The 23,790-nt window shown below is 36.3% G+C and carries 23 protein-coding genes and 2 tRNA genes; 17 read left to right on the plus strand and 8 right to left on the minus strand.

The features are described from left to right. Nucleotides 1-80: 80 nt before the first annotated feature. Together odhB and O0955_RS14770 are read left to right on the plus strand one after the other, a co-directional pair. Nucleotides 81-1,313: a 2-oxoglutarate dehydrogenase complex dihydrolipoyllysine-residue succinyltransferase gene (gene odhB, locus O0955_RS14765; protein WP_269428328.1), complete on the plus strand. Its 1,233-nt coding sequence runs from the start codon at nt 81-83 to the stop codon at nt 1,311-1,313. Between the two features lie 55 nt (nt 1,314-1,368). Beyond that, nucleotides 1,369-1,728 carry a ribosomal maturation YjgA family protein gene (locus O0955_RS14770; RefSeq protein WP_269428329.1) on the plus strand — a complete coding sequence of 120 codons (360 nt, stop codon included), beginning with the start codon at nt 1,369-1,371 and terminating at the stop codon, nt 1,726-1,728. 543 nt (nt 1,729-2,271) lie between these two features. Here O0955_RS14770 and O0955_RS14775 read toward each other — a convergent pair. Genes O0955_RS14775 through ileS form a run of 3 tightly spaced genes read right to left on the minus strand, consistent with a single transcriptional unit; the run spans nt 2,272 to nt 6,696 of the window. After that, entirely contained in the window at nt 2,272-2,874 is a 603-nt protein-coding gene (locus O0955_RS14775; protein WP_269428330.1) for a lipoprotein signal peptidase, read from the minus strand. Beyond that, nucleotides 2,874-3,257 (minus strand): TraR/DksA family transcriptional regulator, encoded by a 384-nt coding sequence (locus tag O0955_RS14780; protein ID WP_131539164.1) that lies wholly within the window; start codon nt 3,255-3,257, stop codon nt 2,874-2,876. The genes O0955_RS14775 and O0955_RS14780 overlap by 1 nt, the downstream gene beginning before the upstream one ends. A 37-nt stretch (nt 3,258-3,294) precedes the next feature. Continuing rightward, nucleotides 3,295-6,696 (minus strand): isoleucine--tRNA ligase, encoded by a 3,402-nt coding sequence (ileS, locus tag O0955_RS14785; protein WP_269428332.1) that lies wholly within the window; start codon nt 6,694-6,696, stop codon nt 3,295-3,297. 87 nt (nt 6,697-6,783) lie between these two features. Here ileS and O0955_RS14790 point away from each other — a divergent pair, with 87 nt between their 5' ends. The 8 genes from O0955_RS14790 to O0955_RS14825 all read left to right on the plus strand — a co-directional run bounded on the left by O0955_RS14790 (nt 6,784) and on the right by O0955_RS14825 (nt 13,528). Continuing rightward, nucleotides 6,784-6,972: a hypothetical protein gene (locus O0955_RS14790; RefSeq protein ID WP_269428333.1), complete on the plus strand. Its 189-nt coding sequence runs from the start codon at nt 6,784-6,786 to the stop codon at nt 6,970-6,972. Further along, a complete protein-coding gene (locus O0955_RS14795; RefSeq protein ID WP_269428334.1) occupies nt 6,969-7,241 on the plus strand; it encodes an isoleucyl-tRNA synthetase in 273 nt (90 codons plus the stop codon). Before O0955_RS14790 ends, O0955_RS14795 begins: the two co-directional genes overlap by 4 nt. Nucleotides 7,242-7,578: 337 nt before the next feature. After that, nucleotides 7,579-8,250, plus strand: coding sequence for a DUF6134 family protein (locus tag O0955_RS14800; RefSeq protein WP_269428335.1), 672 nt, complete (start codon nt 7,579-7,581; stop codon nt 8,248-8,250). Between the two features lie 2 nt (nt 8,251-8,252). After that, nucleotides 8,253-9,272: an NAD-dependent epimerase/dehydratase family protein gene (locus O0955_RS14805; RefSeq protein WP_269428336.1), complete on the plus strand. Its 1,020-nt coding sequence runs from the start codon at nt 8,253-8,255 to the stop codon at nt 9,270-9,272. Beyond that, on the plus strand, nt 9,260-10,051 hold the full coding sequence (locus tag O0955_RS14810; RefSeq protein WP_269428337.1) for an SDR family NAD(P)-dependent oxidoreductase: 792 nt from the start codon (nt 9,260-9,262) through the stop codon (nt 10,049-10,051). The genes O0955_RS14805 and O0955_RS14810 overlap by 13 nt, the downstream gene beginning before the upstream one ends. A 58-nt stretch (nt 10,052-10,109) precedes the next feature. Next, nucleotides 10,110-10,676: an RNA polymerase sigma-70 factor gene (locus O0955_RS14815; protein ID WP_269428338.1), complete on the plus strand. Its 567-nt coding sequence runs from the start codon at nt 10,110-10,112 to the stop codon at nt 10,674-10,676. A 5-nt stretch (nt 10,677-10,681) separates the two neighbouring features. Further along, nucleotides 10,682-11,632: a FecR family protein gene (locus O0955_RS14820; protein ID WP_269428339.1), complete on the plus strand. Its 951-nt coding sequence runs from the start codon at nt 10,682-10,684 to the stop codon at nt 11,630-11,632. Between the two features lie 12 nt (nt 11,633-11,644). Further along, nucleotides 11,645-13,528 (plus strand): peptidase associated/transthyretin-like domain-containing protein, encoded by a 1,884-nt coding sequence (locus O0955_RS14825; protein WP_269428340.1) that lies wholly within the window; start codon nt 11,645-11,647, stop codon nt 13,526-13,528. Between the two features lie 86 nt (nt 13,529-13,614). Here the strand turns inward: O0955_RS14825 and O0955_RS14830 are convergent, their stop codons facing one another. Continuing rightward, nucleotides 13,615-15,966: an efflux RND transporter permease subunit gene (locus O0955_RS14830; protein ID WP_269428341.1), complete on the minus strand. Its 2,352-nt coding sequence runs from the start codon at nt 15,964-15,966 to the stop codon at nt 13,615-13,617. A 125-nt stretch (nt 15,967-16,091) separates the two neighbouring features. Between O0955_RS14830 and recO the strand changes: the two genes are divergently transcribed. The 7 genes from recO (at nt 16,092) to O0955_RS14860 (ending at nt 20,912) form a co-directional block, all read left to right on the plus strand. Next, nucleotides 16,092-16,817 (plus strand): DNA repair protein RecO, encoded by a 726-nt coding sequence (gene recO, locus O0955_RS14835; protein WP_269428342.1) that lies wholly within the window; start codon nt 16,092-16,094, stop codon nt 16,815-16,817. Between the two features lie 67 nt (nt 16,818-16,884). Beyond that, nucleotides 16,885-16,959: transfer RNA gene (locus O0955_RS14840), tRNA-Val, on the plus strand. A gap of 62 nt (nt 16,960-17,021) precedes the next feature. Continuing rightward, nucleotides 17,022-17,096 (plus strand) — tRNA-Val (locus O0955_RS14845). A gap of 49 nt (nt 17,097-17,145) precedes the next feature. Then, nucleotides 17,146-17,397, plus strand: coding sequence for a GIY-YIG nuclease family protein (locus O0955_RS18215; RefSeq protein ID WP_428982429.1), 252 nt, complete (start codon nt 17,146-17,148; stop codon nt 17,395-17,397). Nucleotides 17,398-17,846: 449 nt separating this feature from the next. Continuing rightward, on the plus strand, nt 17,847-19,181 hold the full coding sequence (locus O0955_RS14850) for a DUF3472 domain-containing protein (RefSeq protein ID WP_269428343.1): 1,335 nt from the start codon (nt 17,847-17,849) through the stop codon (nt 19,179-19,181). A gap of 133 nt (nt 19,182-19,314) precedes the next feature. Continuing rightward, complete coding sequence (locus O0955_RS14855; protein ID WP_269428344.1) at nt 19,315-20,226, plus strand: UbiA prenyltransferase family protein; 912 nt, start codon at nt 19,315-19,317, stop codon at nt 20,224-20,226. 56 nt (nt 20,227-20,282) lie between these two features. Further along, nucleotides 20,283-20,912: a class I SAM-dependent methyltransferase gene (locus O0955_RS14860; protein ID WP_269428345.1), complete on the plus strand. Its 630-nt coding sequence runs from the start codon at nt 20,283-20,285 to the stop codon at nt 20,910-20,912. A 57-nt stretch (nt 20,913-20,969) separates the two neighbouring features. Here the strand turns inward: O0955_RS14860 and O0955_RS14865 are convergent, their stop codons facing one another. From O0955_RS14865 to O0955_RS14880, 4 genes are all read right to left on the minus strand, one after another. Then, complete coding sequence (locus tag O0955_RS14865) at nt 20,970-21,134, minus strand: hypothetical protein (protein ID WP_269428346.1); 165 nt, start codon at nt 21,132-21,134, stop codon at nt 20,970-20,972. Between the two features lie 250 nt (nt 21,135-21,384). Further along, nucleotides 21,385-21,876: a hypothetical protein gene (locus O0955_RS14870; RefSeq protein ID WP_269428347.1), complete on the minus strand. Its 492-nt coding sequence runs from the start codon at nt 21,874-21,876 to the stop codon at nt 21,385-21,387. After that, a complete protein-coding gene (locus O0955_RS14875) occupies nt 21,870-22,313 on the minus strand; it encodes a hypothetical protein (protein ID WP_269428348.1) in 444 nt (147 codons plus the stop codon). Before O0955_RS14875 ends, O0955_RS14870 begins: the two co-directional genes overlap by 7 nt. Nucleotides 22,314-22,350: 37 nt before the next feature. After that, nucleotides 22,351-23,790, minus strand: coding sequence for an amino acid permease (locus tag O0955_RS14880; RefSeq protein WP_269428349.1), 1,440 nt, complete (start codon nt 23,788-23,790; stop codon nt 22,351-22,353).

Consider the following 23,790-nt stretch of genomic DNA (forward strand, 5'->3'; position numbering starts at 1 on the left):
AGGTTTGACGGGTAAGGTTTACCACACAAACATTTAAAGCTTTCAACATTAATAAAAAAGAAAATTACAAAAATAAAAATATGAGTTTAGAGATAAAAGTTCCGCCGGTTGGCGAATCGATAACCGAAGTTGTTTTATCACGCTGGATAAAAAATGATGGCGATGCCGTAGAAATGGATGAAGTAATTGCCGAATTAGAATCGGATAAAGCTACTTTTGAATTAACAGCAGAACAAGCCGGAACTTTAAAAACCATAGCTGCCGAAGGTGATACTTTACCAATCGGAGCAGTAGTTTGTAAAATTGAAGATGGTGGCGCTGCTCCAGCTAAAAAAGAGGATGCCCCTAAAGCTGAAGAAAAAGCAGCTGTTGCTGAAGATAAAACTTCTGCTCCGGTTGCCGAACGTGCTGGCGATAGCTACGCTACAGGAACGCCTTCGCCTGCTGCGGGTAAAATCCTTGCAGAAAAAGGAGTTGATGCGTCCAGTGTAAAAGGTACTGGTGTTGACGGCCGTATTACCAAAGAAGATGCTGTAAAAGCAGAAGCCGGTAAAAAAGCGGAGGCTCCTAAAGCCGCTGCAGCTCCGGCGGCAGTTGCTGCACCTGCAGGAAGCCGTAGTGAGCGTCGTGAAAAAATGTCACCATTACGCAGAACCGTTGCAAAACGTTTAGTAGCCGTTAAAAATGAAACCGCCATGTTAACTACGTTTAACGAAGTTAATATGAAGCCAATTATGGACTTACGCGGAAAATATAAAGATCAGTTTAAAGAAAAATATGGCGTAGGTTTAGGCTTTATGAGTTTCTTTACCAAAGCGGTAACAGAAGCTTTAAAAGATTTCCCTGCGGTAAATGGCCGTATTGAAGGCGAAGAGTTGGTTTACAACAACTTTGCTGATATTTCAATCGCTGTTTCTGCACCAAAAGGTTTAGTGGTTCCTGTTATCCGTAACGCGGAAAGCATGAGCCTGGCTCAAATCGAAAAATCAGTATTAGAACTGGCTTTAAAAGCACGCGACAGCAAATTAACCATCGAAGAAATGACTGGCGGAACATTTACAATCACTAACGGTGGTGTATTTGGTTCAATGATGTCTACACCAATTATCAATGCGCCACAATCGGCTATTTTAGGTATGCACAACATCGTTGAGCGTCCGGTAGCAGAAAAAGGCGAAGTGGTGATTCGTCCGATGATGTATGTTGCCTTATCTTACGACCACAGAATTATTGACGGGCGTGAGTCGGTTGGCTTCTTAGTTCGTGTTAAACAATTATTAGAAGACCCGGCCAGATTATTATTAGGCATTTAGTCTTAATTAACCTAAAATATCAAAGCCCCGATAAACATCGGGGCTTTTTTTAAATATGAAATTAACGTTTAGCACCAAATTCCTTTTTATTTTCCTGCTTATCCTTTTAGTGGAAATACTAATCGGTAAATATCTTAACGATGCATTCATCCGGCCTTTCGGGGGCGATGTTTTAGTGGTGGTATTGATTTATGCCTTTTTCAGGATATTTTTAAAAACAAATTATAAAAAACTTGCCTTTGCGGTATTAATTTTCTCTTTCGGGATTGAGTTTTTACAAGCTGTTAATTACGTAAAGTGGCTGGGATTAGAAGACAATAAACTCATGAGCATTGTGCTGGGTACCTCATTTAGCTTTTATGATTTGCTGGCTTATTTTGTAGGTTATTTAATTTGTTTAATGTTTAAAGATTAAGCATTTGGAAAGCAAGGTTACTGCTTGTTACTTGCAGCAGCCCGTCTTTTCGCTAAATTCCCGGTCGAAAAAACAGGGGATACCGCTGCAATACGGTTTAGTTAACAGTGTTTGTTGCTCCAAATTTCAAAACCGCTTTACAAGTATTCCATTCCTCGTGAATTTTACGTTTGCAACTTTTGTTTATTGCGGTACCCAAAGTTACTAAACCCGATAGTATGAATGCCAATTCTTTTATTGGCAGAAAGGATAGCGGGAGCAGAGTTGCCGATTTAGCTATTGCTCTCATTTTCTAATTATTAGCTTACCACATCAGACATTGAGAATATAAGTCAATAACCAAATTCTTAATGTACTTTGTCATGCTGAAGAATGAAGCATCTGCAAGTTGTGAAACAGATCCTTCGTGCCTGAGGATGACAAATATGTTTCAAAAACAAATATATCAGAGATGACCGCCAGCTAAATAAAAAAGTCCATCTCAATTAAGAAATGGACTTTTTTATTTTTATTATTCTTCGACAAGCTCAGAATGACCGTAAATTACTCTTCTACAATTTCACTGTTAATGCTTACATCATCCTTTACATCTTCTTTAAAGTAGTTTTTTTGAAAAACCAGGATAAGTATTACGCCAACCGAAATTGCGGCATCAGCGAGGTTAAAAACAGGCCTGAAGAACACAAACTCTTCACCCCCCCAAACGGGAAACCAGGTTGGGAAATGTCCTTGTGCAATCGGGAAATAAATCATATCTACCACACGACCGTGAAACCAGCTTTCGTAGCCATATATTTTTCCGTAAAAAACAGAATCAATAATATTTCCTAAAGCGCCAGCAAAAATTAAGGCAACATTTAAAATTAAGCCGCGGTGGTATTTTTGCTTAATCAAATAATGTAATCCATAACCAATACCGGCTACAGCTGCAATGCGGAATAAGGATAGTGCCAGTTTACCAAACTCACCGCCAAACTCCATTCCGAAGGCCATTCCATTATTTTCGGTAAAATGGATGATAAACCACTTGCCCAGGATATTAAATTCCTGACCGAGATACATATGAGTTTTAACCCAGGTTTTAGCAGCCTGATCGGCCAGTAAAACCAAAAAGATTAGAATTAAAGGTTTTGTATAGCCTTTCATTAACCCTGCTTTAATTTAGCTTCCATACTTAAAGTTGCATGTGGAACAGCACGTAAACGTTCTTTTTGGATTAATTTACCGGTTTCGCGACAAATACCATAAGTTTTGTTTTCAATACGAACCAAAGCAGCCTCAAGATTATCAATAAATTTTTTCTGACGGGCAGCCAATTGATTGATTTGTTCTTTTTCCATCGTTGCCGAACCGTCTTCCAATGTTTTATAAGCACCAGAAGTATCTTCGGTACCATTTGCATTAGGGTTGCTTAAAGAAGTTGTTAACGAGTTAAGTTCTTCTTTGGCAACGCGTAATTTATCTTGAATTAATTCTTTAAATTCTTGTAATTCACTGTCTGAGTAGCGTGTTTTATTGCTGTTTTCCATGTTATGATATCTCTAATTTACTAATTAATGGATTTCTTTATATTTTATGTACTGAAATGCTTAGCTCAACATCATCGATAACGATTTTGTTTGCATCATTTAAAACGTCAGTTAATTCAAATTCGTCTGCTAAGATTTCGGCGCAAATGTAATCTTTGTTTTTAGCAACTGCATCTGCCACTAAGTTATCATTTTGTAACTTAACTTTAATCCTATCGGTCACTTCAAAATTCAATTCTTTACGTAAATTCTGAATACGGTTAACCAACTCTCTTGAAATACCTTCCTGTTTAAGTGCTTCGGATATGGTAACATCAAGTGCAACAGTAAGATTGCCCAGGTTTGTTACCTGCCATCCCGGAATGTCTTCCGCAAATACTTCAACATCGCTATTTAGGTCGATGGTATATTTTGCATCATCACTTCCTGCAACAGTTAAGAAACCTTCAGTTTCCAGGCGGTGAATCTCATCCTGATTTGCATTTTCCAAGGCTGCTTTAACAGTACTCATATCTTTACCAACTTTTTTACCTAATGATTTAAAATTAGGCTTTAATTTTTTCTTAACAATGCCATGTGTATCGGTTATAAACTCAATATGCTTAACATTTGTTTCAGACAAAATATAATCGGCAACTTTTGATATTTTTTGTTCGAAATCTCCATTTAATGAAGGAATTAAAATCTTCTCTAAAGGCTGGCGAACATTAATGCTTGATTTTTTACGCAATGATAAAACCATTGAGGAAATATCCTGTGCATAAAGCATTCTTTCATTCAATGCATGATCAATTAAACTTGCATCTGCCTCATTCCATAATGTTAAGTGAACAGATTGCGCTGCCTGTTTATCTGTTACCGTTAAATTTCTGTATAACCAATCGGCAAAAAATGGTGCCACGGGGCTCATTAATTGCGTTAGGGTTTCTAAGCAGGTGTAAAGTGTTTCGTAAGCAGCACGTTTATCATCCGTCATTTCACCTTTCCAAAAACGGCGGCGACTTAAACGGATGTACCAGTTACTTAAATGCTCATCAACAAAGGTCTGAATTGCTCTCGTGGCTTTAGTTGGCTCATAAGTATTGTAAGCCTCATCTACTTCGTTAATCAGGTTTTGCAATAACGACAAAATCCAGCGGTCTAACTCCGTTCTGTCAGCAACTTTACTTAAATTGTTTTTATCAATTTCAAACTTGTCGATATTGGCATATAAAGCAAAGAAGTTGTAGGTATTGTAAAGTGTTCCGAAAAATTTACGGCGTACTTCAGCAATTCCTTCAATATCAAATTTTAAATTATCCCAGGGATTTGCATTTGAAATCATATACCAGCGGGTGGCATCAGCACCATACTCGTTAATGGTTTCGAACGGATCAGCAGCATTACCCAAACGTTTAGACATTTTTTGCCCGTTTTTGTCCAGCACCAGACCGTTTGATACCACATTTTTATAGGCCACCTTATCAAAAACAAGAGCAGAAATTGCATGCAGCGTGTAAAACCAGCCACGGGTCTGATCAACACCTTCAGCAATAAAATCTGCAGGGAAATCTTCATTTCCGTCAATTTTTTCTTGGTTTTCAAAAGGGTAGTGCCATTGCGCATAAGGCATAGCACCCGAATCAAACCATACATCAATCAAATCACTTTCACGGTTCATTGGTTTGCCCGATGGAGATACCAAAACAATCTGATCCACTACATTTTTATGCAAATCAATCAGATCATAATTCTCCTCAGACATGTTTCCAATCTCAAATCCCTTAAATGGGTTTTCTTTCTGGAAACCAGCCGCTATCGATTTTTCAATTGCATGATATAGTTCTTCAACCGAACCGATCAGCACTTCCTCTTTTTTATCCTCAGTTCTCCATATTGGCAAAGGAATTCCCCAATACCTTGATCGTGATAAGTTCCAGTCGTTGGCACTTTTTAGCCAGTTGCCAAAACGGCCTTCACCCGTAGATTTTGGCTTCCAGTTAATGGTTTCATTAAGGTCGAACATTCTGTCTTTGATGTCGGTCACTTTAATAAACCAGGAATCCAGAGGATAATATAAAAGAGGCTCGTCAGTTCTCCAGCTATGCGGGTAACTGTGTACGTATTTTTCTACTTTAAAAGCCTTGTTCTCTTCTTTTAATAAAATGGCGATTTCCACATCAACTGATTTCTCAGGTGCTTCGCCAGCATTGTAGTATTCGTTCTTTACATATTTTCCTGCAAAAGGGCCAACATGTTTAGTAAATCTACCCTGCAGGTCTACCAACGGCACAGGTGTATCGTTTTCGTCCAGTACCAGCATTGGCGGTACTTCCGGAATCGCTTCTTTGGCAACTTTAGCATCATCTGCACCAAAAGTAGGCGCAGTATGTACAATACCGGTACCATCTTCTGTGGTAACAAAGTCTCCCGAAATTACACGGAAAGCATGCTCCGCATTTTGGTAGGGTAGTGCATAGGTTAAAAGCTGTTCGTATTTAATTCCAACCAGCTCAGTTCCTTTACATTCAGCAATAATCTGATAAGGTATTTTCTTATCTCCAGTCTTGAAATTGATGAAATCTTCTGCTTCAGTGCTTTCAAAGAATATTTTACTAAACTGTTTCCCAACCAGATTTTTTGCTAAAATAACGTTAGTTGGGAGAAATGTATATTGGTTAAAAGTTTTAACCAAAACATAGTCGATTTTTGGTCCTACTGTTAAAGCCGTGTTGGATGGTAAAGTCCATGGAGTTGTGGTCCATGCCATCAGGTAAATATCGCCAAATGCTTGTAAAAAAGAAGGCAAACTTGCTGGCAGGGCTTTAAATTGGGCAACAATCGTTGTGTCTGTAACATCACGGTAAGCGCCCGGTTGATTGACCTCATGAGAACTCAACCCAGTTCCTGCTTTTGGAGAATAAGGTTGAATGGTATAACCTTTATACAACAAACCTTTATCGTAAATCTGTTTTAAAAGCCACCATACCGATTCCATGTATTTAGACTTGTAGGTAATGTATGGGTCATTCATATCTACCCAATAACCCATTTTCTCGGTCAGGTCGTTCCACACATCAGTGTAACGCATTACGGTTTTTTTACAAGCTTCGTTATAGGCTTCAATAGAAATGGTTTTGCCGATATCTTCTTTGGTAATGCCAAGCTCTTTTTCAGTTCCGAGTTCAACAGGCAGGCCATGCGTATCCCATCCGGCTTTTCGTTTTACCTGAAAGCCTTTAATGGTTTTGTAACGGCAAAAAATGTCCTTAATCGCACGAGCCATTACGTGGTGAATCCCCGGCATACCATTGGCAGACGGCGGACCCTCGTAAAAAGTAAACGGGTTTGACTTTGGGCGTGAAGAAATACTCTTTTCAAATATGTTTTCTTCTTTCCAAAAATCTAATATTTCCTGCCCTATTTTGGCAAGATCCAACTGTTTAAATTCCCTATACATCAATCAAGTACCTTCAAAAAAAATAAGGTTGCAAAGTTAAAGTTTTTGACTGAATTTTGGTAGTTTTAGCTATAAATACTTTTGCCAATGAAATTATTTAACATCGGAATTACGTTAATGGTTATTGCGGTTGTGGCTTTACCGATTGTAGCGTTGATTAATCCGGCAAATCGTGATTTTATTTTGTACAGCTTTTATTTTTGTGGTTTTCTTGAACTAATTGGGTTAATCTTTGTTTTAATTCATATCATTACCCTAAAAAAGAAACTCCCATGATCAGGCTCTTAAAATTGCAGAAAGCAGTATTTGTAATTATTGCAGGTGTGCTTTCATTTATCGCGTACAAAATTATGGATGCGAATGAGGTGAAAGGTGCTATTTATTTTGAAATGCTGGCTGGTGTATTGCTCATTGTTGGTGCCCTTTGGTTTTTATATCCGATTTTATTTGCAAAAAAAGATGAGGACGGAAATGCTGAAATTTTAACCGATCCAACGATTGAGATTAAAGAGGACGAAGAGGAAAAGCCTGCGGTAGAATCGTAGATTTATCAGTATTTTGTCTTAGCCAGACAGGCTTCGTACCTTTTTCTTAACAAAAAGGTACCCAAGTCAAGGCTTGCATCCTTCCTTGAATAGCAACGTTATAATTCTGATTGCAGTAACATGAAACTTTTCTTCGTTAAACTCTCAATCGGCAAGGTCATTTTTTTTGGAAGGAACAGTTCAACGCCACTCAGTAACTTTGCCCAAAGAAGAGAAAGCCTGCAGCAGCAGAAAATAATTGTCTTCCTCATTATTAAACTAAAAATAAATTATCACCGCGTAGGGGTAAACACCTTTACGATTGTATTAGCTCTAAAACAACATAATTAGAGATAATATGATACCCGCACTTATTATTTGGCTATGCAAAAAATACATTGCACCCAGAATTCAGAAAAGAAACTTGCTGCAAAAAGCATCAGCTTTAAAAGTTCAGGCATTGGCCTTTATTTTTATGGCAGCAACCACGCAATTGTTTGCCCAGCAACAAAACAGTAAATACAACATTAAACGTAATGGTGAAGTTATTGGGCAAATGCATTTTAGTCAAAAAGATGATGGAACCAATACCTTTCTAAAAATTACGTCAAAGGTAAACACCCGTTTTGTATTTAAAATTGATGTAGAAACCGAAGATGTTGCTCATTTTAAAAATGGCAGATTGATCTCTTCCGGAGTTAACCGCGTTGTAAACGGAGATCCTAAAGAGTTTAAAAAGACCAGCTTGCAAAATGAAGTTTACCAGGTGCAGGCAGGCAAAAAAATAAGTATCATAAAACAACCCATTGTTTACAGTATGATGCTTTTGTACAGCAGCGAACCTGTAAATATTACTGAAGTCTATTCTGATAATTTTCAATGTTTTGTCCCGGTCCAAAAGAAAGGCAATCATCAATACCGCATTACATTGCCTGATGGAAATTATAACGACTATCAATTTGAAAACGGTATTTGCAGAACCGTTACCGTAAATCATTCTTTGTACACCATTAAAATGGAGAGGGTTTAATTATGGAAGCAGTAACCAATAAATACATTAAAGTTTTAGTTACCGGCGCATCTGGTTTTATAGGCCGTAAATTATGCTTAACATTAGCCGAAATGGGTTATGATGTAATTGCATTGTGCAGAAACATTCATCATCCATACCTTATTCCTCATCGCAATATTCAATTTGTTAAAGGCGATATTTTAGAGATTGAAAGTTTGGAAAGTGCCATGAAAGACTGTTATCAGGTTTACCATACTGCGGCTATGGCTAAAATGTGGTGTAAAAATGAGCAGGATTTTTACGATATCAACGTGCTGGGTACCCGGAATGTTTTAAACTGCGCTTTAAAACTAGGGGTAGAACGGGTTGTACATACCTCTACCTGTGGGGTTTGGGGGCCAACATTAAATCTGCCCATTTCTGAAAACGATCCACGGGCGGTAGGTTTTGCAATTAATTATGAAAGAACAAAATACCTGGCAGAACTGGAGGTAAAGGAGTTTGTTAAAAAAGGACTGGATGTGGTTATTGTAAATCCATCAAGAGTTTATGGCGATGGACCGATAACAGACAGCAATACCGTAAGTAAAATGGTAAACGGCTACATTAACGGTACCTGGCATTTTATTCCCGGCGACGGAAATGCAATTGCAAATTATGTTTTTGTAGATGATGTAGTAAACGGCCATGTTTCGGCTATGGGCAATGGCAGAAACGGAGAAAGGTATATTTTGGGTGGAGAAGATATTTGTTTTAACAGCTTTTTTGAAACTTTAAGGAGGATTACGGGGAAGAACCGGAATTTGTTTAAAATTCCGGTAAGGGTAATTAAAGCATATAGTCAGTTTGAAGCATTTAAAACTCGTTTTTTTAGCTTAACGCCTTATTTTCTTCCGGAGTTTGCCGACCGGTTAAATTGCAACCAGCAATACAACAGCAATAAAGCAATTGCCGAATTAAATTACAGAATAACGCCATTTACAATTGGTATTAGTAAAACCATCGAACATTTACAAAAGAACGCTTTATGGAAAAATTAACAGCTTTGGTTACTGGAGCAAGTGAAGGTTTAGGGAAATCTTTTGCTTTAGAACTGGCCGGCAGAGGCATGGATTTAGTATTGGTTTCATTGCCAAACAGCGGGTTAAATCACCTGGCCAATTACCTTCGGTTAAACTTTAACAATAAAGTTTTTTGCATTGAAAAAGATTTAACGGAAGCCAATTCTGCGTACGATATTTTTAAAATGCTAGAAGAGCATAAGGTAAAAGTAAACCTGCTTATTAATAATGCCGGTTTGGGTAACTGGTCATGGTTTGAAGAAAAGAATATCGCGTTTTATAAAACACAGATCGACTTAAACATTACCAGCACTGTATTATTAACCAGATTGTTTTTAAACCACATTAATAAAAATGAGCAGAATTATATTTTAAATGTGGGTAGTTTGGGCGGTCATTTTATTGTACCCAAGAAACAGGTTTATGGGGCAACAAAATCGTTTATTGGTTATTTTACCAAATGCTTACAGCTTGAACTGAGTGGTACAAAAGTAAACATTAGCCTGTTAAGTCCGGGGGGCATTAATACCAAGCCTGAATTGCTGGTACTTAACCACAGTTTAAAAGGCATGGCAAAAGCAACTATTTTGGAACCTGAAGTAGTGGCAAAGGCTGCGATAAGCGGCGTACTGAAAGGACAAAAAGAGATTATTCCGGGTTTAGCCAACCGGTTTTTGGTGTTGCTGGATAAAATTATCCCCGGATTTTTAAAAGAAATCATTATAAGACGTAAATTGAAAGCAATTTTGAATGTTTAGCAGAGGTTGATTGAGCAATAAATGATGCGAAAATAATATTAACAATCTTTTAATACACTTGGAAAGTAACGATACCAACCTCATAGCACTAATTAAAGAAGGAAACAAGCTGGCCTTTGATGATGTTTTTATTAAACATTTTAAAAGTTTGCATGCTTATGCCTATACCATAATTAAAGAGCGTGATGATGCAGAAGAGATTGTGCAAAATGTTTTTGTTCGGATATGGACCAAAAGAGCGCAACTTAAAACCGATGGATATTTAAAATCATTTCTTTATCGGGCAGTACACAACGAAAGCCTGAATTATTTGAAGCATAAAAAAATACGCTCAAAATTTGATCTGCATTATGCAGATTCAGCGAAAAATGACATGGGAAATTTGAATAAAGACTTGATGGCCGCAGAACTGGAACGAAATATACATGCCGCCATCAATGATTTACCCGAAAAATGTCGCGAAGTGTTTCAGTTAAGTCGTTTTGAGCAACTTAAATATCAGCAAATTGCTGATGCTTTAAACATTTCAATAAAAACAGTAGAAAACCAAATGGGTAAGGCCCTGAAAATACTCCGCTTAAAAATGGTCGATTTTCTAATTTTCTTATTCATTTATTTGATGTAAAGCGTATGGATGAAAAGTATACCTATATAAATGATGATTTACTCGCCAAATACCTGCTTGATGAAGCTTCGGAAACGGAGCGCACAGCGGTAGATAAGTGGGTAAATGAACACCCTTTAAATTTAAAATACCTTGAAGATTTAAAAACGATTCTGGAGAAAAGTAAACTTCAGCCTGATCAGCATATTGATGAGTATGAAGCACTGGAACGATTAAATGCACGTTTGATTAAACAAAATAAAGGTAATTCATATCTGAAAATACTCCGTATTGCAGCCATTATAACTGTGGTTTGCGGTATTGGCTGGTTTATGTATTTAAATACCATTGCAAGCAACGTTAATGTTCATTCAACAAATCAGGTGCTGACCAAATCCCTTCCCGATGGTTCAGTTGCCATTTTAAATAAAGAATCAACGCTTTCGTATAAAGGTGGTTTCTTTAAAAAGATTAGAGATGTTAACCTTAAAGGCGAAGCCTTTTTTAAAGTTGAACCCGATAAATCTAAACCCTTCATTATAAAAGTAAATGATGTTACAGTAACCGTTGTGGGTACATCTTTTAATGTTAAAAGCATTAACGGCGAAACCATTGTAATTGTAGAAACCGGCATTGTAAAAGTAAATAATGCCCGGGATAGCGTTCGTTTAGTGGCAGGAGAAAGGGTGAAATTGCAATCCAATCAGCAACACCTGAATAAAGCTTTTAGCAAGGACAAATTGTACAATTATTATTATACCAATGAACTGGTTTGCGACAATACACCACTGCAAGAATTGGTGCCCGTATTAAATGAAAAGTTTAACGCAAATATTGTAATCAGTAACCCTGAAATTAAAACCTTACCAATTAGTACCACATTTAAAAATGAATCGCTGAATCAAATTTTAAATGTAATTGCCCAAACTTTCAAAATAAAGGTCGTTACCCGAAATGGAATCATAGAATTAAAATAACTTCATTATCCCATGCATTTTTTTATCAAACTTGGTTTTGTTTTATTGGTTCTAACGGGTGTTTCCTTTACCTTAAATGCTCAAACTACTTTAAACAGAAAAATTTCTTTGCAAATCGAAAATCAGCCACTTAAAAAAGTATTGGCTATGATTGAGCAAAAAGGAGATTTCAGGTTTTCTTACAACAGCAATATTATGCCTTTGGATAGTGTGGTTAATATCCGCGAAAATAATTTAACCATTGGCGATGCGCTTGATCTGATTTTAAATCAGCGATATGAATATCATCAGTCGGGCAATTTTGTAATTGTACGATATGCGCCGCACGAGTTGGTTTTGATGGTGAAAGAATCGTCGGGCAATGCCGAATCTTATTCCATTACCGGGCAAATAGTAGATAAATACAGTGGCGTACCCATAAAAAATGCCAGTATTTACGAAAAATTTCTGCTGCAGTCGCAACTCTCTGATGAGAACGGGTATTTCTCCATCCGATTGAAAAATATTACTCAACCTATTGCATTAACTGTAACTAAGGAAAATTATAAGGTAGTAACCAATTACTTTTTGGCTGAAGTGAATATTAGCAAAAATGCAGACGACCGTACAGATGGAATAGCAACCGAGCGGTTTGTAGATGGTGATTTATTTGATGTAGAACGGACGGCATTGGGCAGGGCCCTAATTACAGCAAAGCAACAAATCCAATCCGTTAATATCGGTGGTTTTATATCAGAAGCTCCCGTACAGTTTGCCTTGGTTCCGGGCATAAATTCGCACGGCTCATTAAGCGGGCAGGTGGTTAACAATTTTTCTTTTAATGCTATTGGAGCTTATAGTGCCGGTGTTGATGGCATGGAAGTAGGGCTCATTTTTAATATTGATAAAACTAATGTAAGGTATTTTCAATTTGCAGGCGCTTTTAATCTTGTTGGAGGTAATGTTAAAGGTGTTCAGGTTGCAGGTCTTTTTAACCATGTAGTTGGCAATGTTAATGCACTGCAAATTGGCTTGGGTTATAACCGGACTGGTAAAAACCTTAAGGGCGCACAAGTGGCTGGTATTTACAACAGGGCAAAAGGAGATATGAATGGTTTACAAGCTGCGCTTGGTCTTAATTCTGTTGGTGGCGTTACTAACGGGTTTCAGGTTGCTACATTTAACCACAGTAAAGGAGTTAAAAAAGGTGTTCAAGTTGGTGTTTTTGGAAATGCTGTTGAAAGCAGCAGTACAGGCCTTCAAATTGCAGGCGTTGCAAATTATAATAAGGAGGTAAATGGTTTCAGTGTTGCTTCTTTAACCAATATTACCCAAAAAACGGCTAACGGATTACAAATTGCCGCTGGTCTTAATTATGCGAAAACATTAAAAGGTGTTCAGGTAGGGCTTATTAATATTGCACAAAAAAATGAAGGTTATGCAATTGGGTTAATAAATATTGCTATGAATGGGTATCATAATCTGGGTTTTAGTACCAACGAAACTACTCCCGTAAACTTTGTGTATAAGGGTGGGAGTAAACGTTTGTATAACATGCTAATGTTTGGATATGATAATAAAGCTTCGTCGAAACTTTATACAGGAGGTTTGGGGTTTGGAACCGAACTTAACGTGTATAAAAGATTTTCTATAAACCCTGAAGTAAATGCTCAATATGTTTACCAGGGAAGCTGGGATCAATTTAACCTGCTCAATAAAATCGAATTGCCCGTAAACATCAGGATCAACAAATGGCTGGCCATACAAGGCGGCCCATCTTTAAATGTGTACTACACCAAACAAAACGAAAAGATTGGAAATTATGGCCTGTTGCAGCAAAAACATAAAAATTTCTCATTCAGCAATCAAAATTATACAGGTTGGTTAGGCTGGAGCGTGGGCGTTTTGTTGCTTTAACATTAAAAGCTACACAAAGTAAAAGCACATTGATTTATATAAAATCTAATGTGCTTTACCTGGTAAATCTGATGAAATTATTCCTTCTAATGATCGAAGTCAATAGGATTTTTAGCTAAATCCTCTTCAGAAATAACCTTTCTAACTTTCTTTTTATCCAGCCATAAAACCAGGGCAGGCAGTAAGGTCAGGTTAAAAATTAAGGCTACAAACAAGGTGATGGATAATAGTAAACCCAAAACAACGGTTCCGCCAAAAGTTGATGCCGTAAATATTCCAAATCCAAAGAATAAAATTAAAGCAATGTGCGTCATACTTACGCCCGTTTCCGTAATGGTATCTGTAATTACTTTGTTAACCGGAAAATTGGTTAGGTTCAGTTCCTGCTGATAACGGGTTAAAAAGTATATCGTTTGATCGGATGCCAATCCAAAGGCTATGGTAAAGATTAAAATGGTCGATGGTTTTAATGAAATCCCGAAATATCCCATAATTCCGGCTGTAATAATGAGTGGAACAATATTAGGTAGTAAGGAAATAAACATAATACCAAGGCTCTTAAACTGTGCCAACCGCAATAAAGAGATTAATACAATGGCGAGCCCAATGCTTTCAACCAGGTGTTTAAGCATGTAATCCGTACCCTTAGAGAAAATAATGCTCGAACCGGTAAGCTCTACATCAAATTTAGCAGGAGGCAAAATGCTATCTATTCTTGGTTTTAACTCCAGTAAAATAGCATCCAGTCTTTTCGAGCCTACATCCGCCATTTGAAAACTTAATCTGGTGCTCTGTTTATCTTTATCAATAAAATTGTTTAATAAACTTGCATTTCCTTTTCCGCCATTGGCAATGTAGGCCAAAATGAAGTTTTTCTCCATATTATCGGGCAAACGGAAATAGGTAGAATCGTTATTATAAAATGCCTGAGTGGCATATTTTAAACCCATGTTTAACGAAATTGGTCTTGAGAATTCAGGGTAAGCTGCAATCATTTTTTCCAGTTTCTCTATCCTCTTTAAATTGGTCAGATTTAAAACCCCGTTTTTCTTCTTTGTATCTACACTTACCTCTAAAGGAAGAATACCTTCGAAGTTTTTCTCGAAGAATTTAAGGTCCGTTAAAATTTCTGAATTTTTAGGTAAGTCATCCACAACATAACCGTTCACGTTAATTTTCAATACCCCAATAAAGGCTATAATTGAAATAACAATAGTGCTAATATAAATTAAGCCGCTTTTGTTTTGAACCAGTTGATCTGTCCCCACCAGAATGCGGTGTAAAAGCCCTTCTTCTACATGATTTTGAGGCTTTAATTTTGGAGCTGGCAAATAACTGAATATAATTGGAACCAGGCACAGGCACATTAACCAGGTTACCATTACGTTGATGGAAGCTACGCTGCCAAATTGCATCAATAACTCGCTGCCTGTAAAATATAATACTCCAAAACCAATGGCTGCGGTAATATTTGCAATCAAAGTGGTAACCGCAATACGCTCAATGGTAATGCTTAAGGCTTTTTGTTTATCCCCATGCTTTCTTAACTCGTTTTGGTATTTATTCAATAATAAAATACTGTTCGGAATCCCGATAATTACAATAAGTGGTGGAATTAATCCGGTTAAGATCGTCAGTTCAAATCCGAATAGAACCAAAGTGCCAATACTCCATATTACTCCCATAATAACAACTAGTATGGGAAAGAAAACCGCATAAAACTTTCTAAAGAATAATAAAAGAATAATGGCCGAAACTAATATAGAAAGCCCCAGGAAAAGTACAAATTCATTACTTACCAGTTTACTAACCGCTGTGCGGATATAAGGTAAGCCTGAAATATGCACCTGAATTTTAGTTGATTTTTGAAAAGCCTTTGCTTTTTCTTCAATCTGTTTTAAAATAGGATTTCTTTCTGCCGTATTTAAAATTTTAGTATCAAAGGTTATGGCCATTAACGTAGCATTAGATTTGTTGAAAACCAATCCTTCGAAAAATGGAGTATTGTATAAAGAGTTTTTGATAGAATCCATACCGGCATCTGTTTGAACCAAGCCACCTGGTAGTGACTTTAGAGCAAATTTTTGATTAACCGTATCTTTCTCCAGTTGAAAGATCCTTCCGGTAGATAAAACCTGTTTGATTCCTTTTAACTTCTGAATCTCATTGGATAGCTGAATCCATTGATTATAAACTTCTTTTTTGAAGATATCCGGCGATTGTATACCCACAACCATAATGCTGCCATCTTCACCAAATTGTTTTTTAAAGGCATTATATTTTATAAAAGCGCTATCTGTAACGGGTAAAATTTTACTCCCTGTGTAAGATAATTTAACATTTTTAGCTTGCCAGGCCATGAAAACGGTGCCCGCTAAAAAAAATACGATAATTGCAATTCTGTTCTGGAGGATGAATCTTGATAGCTTAACCCACATGTGAAGTTTAGTTTTAATTTACAGTAATAACGACAAAACTAAACCTTATTTGCAAACGAGGATTATTTTTTGCGTATTTAAATTTGCACAAATAACATACTTTTGAAAAAATTGTTTGATCAGACATGTTACACAAAGTTAGAGGTATAGTTTTAAAGACCACAAATTACAGCGAAACCAGTGTGGTTGTGCAGGTTTTTACCGATAAATTTGGTATGCAATCTTACCTGATTAATGGCGTTAAAAAGCCCCGGTCAAAAGTTAAAATGAATATGCTGCAGTCGTTGCATTTGTTGGATATGGTGGTATATCATAAAGCAAATACAAATATTCAGCGTATTGCTGAGATCAGACAAACGCCTGTTTTTAAAACAATACCCTATGACGTAATAAAAAGTAGCATTACTATTTTCTTAAATGAAGTATTGTATAAAAGTATCAGGCAACAATCTGCCGACGAAAGTTTATTCGACTATATTTTTAATTCCATAGCCTGGTTTGATGAAAGTACCGAAATCAATCCCAATTTTCACTTGTCATTTTTGTTAAAATTAACCCGGTTTTTAGGTTTTTCTCCAAATGATAAGCACCGAAACGATCAAAATTATTTCGATTTACAGGAAGGAGAGTTTGTTTCAAGACCTCCGGTTCATAGTCATTACCTCGAATTGGACGATGCTTTAAGATTTATTTCACTTTTTAATTTGCCATTGGAAAAAATATTTGAAATAAAATTCAGCAACATTCAGCGAAGATTTCTGTTAGATAAGATATTGGTATTCTATACCTTACATACAGCCTCGTTTGGAGAAGTGCAATCGCATAAAATTCTGGAAACATTGCTGGCCTGAGAAAAATAATAAAAAATATTTGCACAACAATTTTATAGCGCTATATTTGCATTCCCAAACGGAGGAAGGGAAATTAGCTCAGCTGGTTCAGAGCACCTCGTTTACACCGAGGGGGTCGGGGGTTCGAACCCCTCATTTCCCACAAAAGCCTTTCAATTTAAACTGAAAGGCTTTTTTATACAAAGTTTGGAATACCCTAAAAAGGGGAAATTAGCTCAGCTGGTTCAGAGCACCTCGTTTACACCGAGGGGGTCGGGGGTTCGAACCCCTCATTTCCCACACTAAGCCTTTCAGTTCACTGGAAGGCTTTTTTGTTTTATATTTAGGTATGTATTATACCTACATTTTGTATTCAACATTAAGGAATCGATATTATATTGGTTGTAGTTCAGATCTTGAAAATCGCATAAAAACACACAATACAAATCATCGTGGTTTTACCGGACATACAGGAGATTGGATAATCGTTTGGAAAGAGGTCTTCAGCACTAGGTCAGAAGCCATATTTCGGGAAAATCAGATTAAGAAATGGAAAAGCAGAAAGATGGTAGAAAAACTCATTAACTCAGCAGGTTCATAGCATCCCGACATTTTCAGTCGGGAGGGTCGGGGGTTCGAACCCCTCATTTCCCACACACAAAGCCTTTCAGTTCACCGGAAGGCTTTTTTTATTGCAAAATTTTTTAAATCAACATACTATTTAACTTCCTTTTTCTTTACACAAACGATTGATTACGACTTTTAGCCAGCATAATTTTAATGTTTTTTCTTTCTCTGCTATCTTTTAAAGTCCTTAAAGCAAAATCTGAAATCTTTCTGTCCAAATAACCTTAAAATTGTAGTATTAATAATTCATTATAAGGATTTTTACTAAAAATGTAATGTTCTTTAAGACAAACGTTTGCGTTGTTTTTTATGGTTTAATTTTGTAGGTGTTGTACCATCTCATGTTAAATTAGGATAAAGTATTAGTGCTTTACAACTTAATTTTGATACATCTCAACTAAACTATAAATACAAACTTAACCAATGAAAAAAACAACTAAATCAATAGCAAACCTAATTATATTAGGATTTGTATTATTTACAACTTCCTGTAAAAAGCAAGAAACCGGATTGAGTGGAAATGATGTTGCTCTAAATAAAGAAGAGAAAGCTGGGGCAAGCACTGAATCTTTGGGAGGTACATCACTAACAGTTTCAATGGGAGGCAATGCTTTTGTAACCACATTGGCATCGGGCGGGGCAGAAACCGTTACCAGCACAAAATTGGCAAACTGGACAAATGCAAACAGTATTTTCAGTTCTTATTTCAGACTTGGAAACACTGGTACACTAACTGTTGCCGCTAAAATATCTGTACCCAGTGGTACAAGTGTTTTAAAAATTACCGTTAACGGAACACCATTTAATGTAACCGCAACAGGTTCGGCTTATACCACTTATAATGTAGGTACAGTTAATATTACCAATCCCGGTTACGTAACGGTTCAATTTCAGGGGGTAAGTAAAACAGGGTCATATTTTGCTGATCTTACCGATCTGGTAATCAGTGGTACTTCAGTTGCTTCAAATGTTAACTATGCTAACGATCCTGCAAATTATTATTGGTCAAGAAGAGGCCCTTCTGTTCATTTAGGTTTTAGCACGCCCGCCAATACCGAATGGTTTTATAACGAAGTTACCGTTCCGGCTGGGCAGGATAAAATTGGAAGTTATTACATGGCAAATGGATTTAATGGTGGATATTTTGGTATGCAGGTTAAATCAGCTACTGAAAGATGGATGATTTTTTCTGTATGGAACCCAACCGGAGGAACCACAACCTGGACCAGAAAAGGAACTAATGTAGTGGCAACAAACTTTACCGGAGAAGGAGAAGGTGGGCAATCTTACCTGGTGTACAACTGGATTACAGGTAATACCTATAAATTTTTAACGCAGGCTAAACCCGACGGTTTAGGTAATACAATCTTTTCATCCTGGTTTTATGCCCCTGAGCTGGGCACCTGGACTTTTATGGCTTCCTGGAAAAAACCAAATACAAATACTTATCTAACCGGATTATACTCGTTTTTAGAAAACTTTATCGATACCAATGGCCATTTGGGTAGAAAAGCTGAGTACAATAACCAATGGATAAGAAATACCTCAGGTACCTGGACAGAAATTACCTCTGCTAATTTTACCATTGATGCTACGGGCAGCAATCAGCAAAGAATGGATTATGCCGGTGGTGTTTCAGGAGGTAAATTTTATTTGCAAAATGGCGGTTTTTTTGCCAATTATGTTAATGCCAATCAAACCTTTACCAGAACGGCCACAGGTACAGCCCCAACTGTTAATTTAACCACACTTCCATAATTATTAAAGGGCAAAACAGGTTGATGTATACTGTTTTGCCTTTTTTATCACCACTTTAATATAATCACTATAATTATTTATCTTATTCAAATTTATATCCGAAATTGGCGGCTGCAATTTGTTTGAAATGTAGATGGGTAATAAAATTGTTCGCTTTATTTTCTTCGGTAACTACTTTGTAGGAATATTGGCTGTTGCCCTTACCATCGAAGCTACAAATCAACTTAGGCTGCCTTACAACTCGATAAACTATTTTATGCTGTTGTTTCTGGCACCCATCATATATTATACCTACGCCTATAATAAAGTTTCTACAAAGCCATCTTCAACCAATCCAAGAAACCAGTGGTATTACAAGCATAAAACCTTTATTAACTGGAGTCAGGTATTGCTTTTTACAGCTTGTATAGCGCTGTCAGTTAATTTACTTTATCACAACTATTACAATATCCTAAAACTTCCTTTGAGTTACTGGACAGCCATTATAGTTATTATTATAGCCGGGGCTTTGTATTATGGCTTACTTCCACGCTCATTTCTTAAATTTAATTTACGGAACACGGGTTGGCTTAAAGCTTTTGTTATTGGTTTTGTATGGGCCTGTTGCGCCAATGTTTTACCCCTGATTATGTTGAAGATAGAAACAGGGATTGGCTATCACGACCCGCTTTTATGGACCTGGCTTTTTATTAAAAACTGGATGTTTTGCACGGTTAATGCTATTATTTTTGATATAAAAGATTACCCCAGTGATGCAAATAAGCATTTAAGAACTTTTGTAGTTAGGTATGGTTTGCGCCGAACGATTTTCTATGTGCTGATTCCACTGCTCATCATTGGTCTTATTTCCCTTTTTATTTTTGCTTATTTTAAGGGATTTGGCCTGCTCCAGGTATTTTTTAATGTTTTACCCTTCATCCTAACCATTTACATAGCCTATTCTATGCATAAACGGAAGAATATTTTATACTATTTAATGGTTATTGATGGGCTGATATTATTCAAAGCCATTTGTGGCATTATAGGTATGCAGTTTGTGCAGTAAAAATTAAAATTTTAAACGGTTAACCCGATTGAAATAATTTAAACAATTAACCAGTAATGACCAATAACTACGATAAAATAGCCAATCACTACGATCAGCTAAGCAGATTGGTGTTTTTTAAGTCGCAGTTAAATGCACAAATTGATCAGTTAAAACACCTTAAAAAAGACAATTTAATTTTAATTGTTGGAGGCGGTACAGGTTGGATTTTAGAAGAAATAACTAAGATTTATACTGAAGGCTTGCATATTGTTTATGTCGAAATATCTGAAAAGATGATTGCACTTTCGAAGAAAAAAAATATTAAAGGCAATCAGGTTGATTTTATACACACTGGTATAGAAGACTTTCAGTCGGCCGACAAATTTGATGTCATATTAACTCCTTTTCTGTTTGATAATTTTATCGAAAGCAGGGCAACACTTGTTTTTGAAAAGTTAAATTCCTTACTAAAAGTAGAAGGACTCTGGTTCCTGGTCGATTTTACCGTAGGTGATGGAAATGGACGCTGGTGGAAATCGGCTTTGCTTAAACTGATGTACAGTTTTTTTAAGCTAATAAAAATTGTCGAAGCCACTGCCTTAATTAATATGGAGCCTCATTTTTTAGTTAAAGGATATCAAAAAATTGAAGAGCAATTTTACTATGGCAACTTCATTAAGGCAATAGTTTTTAGGAAAACGTAAAAATGACAATTCTTTTGCAGCTATAATGCTAAACAAAGAAATGATTAACGAAGAATTTTAGAAAATAATTGAGCCCACAATAGCAATCAAAAATAAAACAGCCATTACAATACGGTCTGCATTTATCCACTCCGTTTTAGTAAGCGGTCTGACTTCTTTTTTTAAACTTTCATCTTTCGCTCTGGAAAGTCTGAAAAGAGATGTGTCTAATTTGATAATCATGGTAGATGTTTTACAGGATACTTTTTATAAGACAAATGTTAAGCCAAACAAATAAACAAACGTGAAAATGTTAATAACTTGTATTTTTATGTTAAATAATTGATTTTTATAGTTTTGTGAAAGTATTTTTAAGTAAAAAGGGTACGTTTTCTGATCAGGAATGTACCCTTTTGATTAACGGTTATGTATGCGTTTTACTGCACAAAAAACTGACACAAAATTTGTTGAAAATACTTGTTCGCTGTTGCCTTTATTTAACCTTGTTTCCATCAAAGTCTATAAAGTAACTTTCTGTTTCATTGATTACTTTTAACGACCTTCGATTATTGTATTCTACCTTCTCTGCAGCTATTTCTAGTTTTTCTTTTCCATATTCAGTAATTAGTTTCCATTTACGATCTGAGATCTTCACTAATATTAATTCATTTGAAATAAAGTTTAATTCCTGGGCTTTGGAAATTTCGAATTTCCTGTTAAAATTTAAATCAGTAATTAAGTAACTCTTATCTGCTTTGAAAATAATGCTGTTTTCTCTGAATTCTATTTTGTCAAATTTTATCTTCTTAATTATTTTACCCAAATGGTTTATAATACCATATTTAAAATGATCTTTAAAAATGTCTTTTCTAACTAATAAATAATCATTATCAATATAGGGTTGATAGATGTATGAGTAAGAACAAATTTCTTTTCCTTTATTATCTATTAAAATGAAATTTGACCTGTCAGAATTTTCTAACACAAAAGTTCCAAAACTATTTTTCCTTGAAGAGATACGTCATAGCTTCCTAAATTCCTGACCATTTCATTTTTATCATTATAGAGTTCAATTTCACCGTCCCCTGAGTTTTTAACAGTAAAAAAAGCATGATTAATCTTACCTGATTTCAAATTATAAAACATTATCCAATGCTTGTCATTCTGAAGTACCATTCTCTCATTTAGGTCGTAAAGTGTATATTTATCCTCTTCTGATTTTAACTTTATGTATCGATTGTTAACAGATAGTTCATAATATACATACTTTGGCAACAAAACAGGTTTATGATTTTCATCGATCAGACCATACAGTTTTCCCTCCTTTACTATAGAACAATTGGTTTTAGCAATCTTATAAATATTGTTTTGCGAATAGCAGATACTCGTAAAAAAAATGAATATTAAGCTTAATAATTTCATCTATGATGCAATTAGAATTAAAAGAGATTTATATATTTTATTGTGCTTTTGTCTTTAATTTACTATTCTTTTTGCCATACCAAAAATAAATAGCCAGCCCTATAATTAACCAAACGGCAAGTCTTAACCAGGTTTCCCAAGGTAAAAAGATCATCATGGCAATACAGGTTAAAATTCCTAAAATTGGAATAAGTGGCACTAAAGGAACTTTAAATGGTCGCTTAGCCTCTGGATCTGTTTTACGCAGGATTAAAATCCCTACACAAACCATTAAAAAGGCCAGTAAAGTACCAATGCTGGTCATTTCTCCCACTACATTTATAGGAACAAATGCGGCAAACACTGCAATGAAAATACAAAGCATGATGTTCGACTTCCACGGTGTTTTAAATTTTGGATGCACATCTGAAAATATTTTAGGTAGCAAACCATCTTTACTAATGGAATAAAACATCCGCGATTGTGCCATTAAATCAATTAATATTACAGAAGTATATCCGATTAAAATAGCCAGAATAATGGCCTGGCTTAACCAGGCATAAGGTGTTTTTTCAATGGCAATGGCAACCGGAGCACCGCTATCGGCAAATTCTTTATAATTGGCTAAACCTGTCATTACGTGACCGAATAAACCAAATAAAACTGTACAAACAACCAATGAACCAATAATTCCAATAGGTAAATCACGTGAAGGATTTTTGGTTTCCTGTGCGGATGCGGCCACCGCATCAAAGCCTATAAAAACAAAAAATACCAATCCAGCTCCTCGTAAAACCCCGCTCCAGCCAAATTGTCCAAATGTTCCGGTATTTTCAGGGATGTATGGATGGTAGTTTGCCGGATCGATATATTGCCAGCCTAATGCTATAAACACCAGCACAACGCCCACTTTTAAAAATACAATAATTCCATTTACAATAGCCGAACCTTTTGTGCCACGAATTAAAATTGCTGTCATAAGCACAACAACCAGTGCAGCCGGAATGTTGATAATGCCATGTACCGAAGTTCCATCGGCAAGTTTAGCCGTTTCAAAAGGAGAGCGGGTAAGTTGTGGAGGCAGGTAAATATGCAAACTTGCCAAAAAGCGTGTTAAATATTGCGACCAGCTTATGGCAACTGTAGCACAACCAACAGAATACTCCAAAACTAAATCCCAACCAATAATCCAGGCAAAAAATTCGCCCATGGTTGCATAAGAATAAGTATACGCACTACCTGCAACCGGAATCATGGATGCAAATTCGGCATAACATAAAGCCGCAAAGCCACAACCTAAGGCAGCAATTACAAAAGATAATGTTACGGCTGGCCCCGAATGATTTGCAGCGGCAAGGCCGGTAATCGAGAATAAGCCGGCCCCAAGCGTTAAACCAACACCAATTAAAATTAAATTAACCGGACCGAGGGTTCTTTTGAGTGTGCCTTCACCTTTTTCATTAGCCTCAGCAACAATACTGGCAATAGATTTTTTCAT

It is taken from the genome of Pedobacter punctiformis, assembly GCF_027213715.1.
In the GTDB taxonomy this organism is placed as follows: domain Bacteria; phylum Bacteroidota; class Bacteroidia; order Sphingobacteriales; family Sphingobacteriaceae; genus Pedobacter; species Pedobacter punctiformis.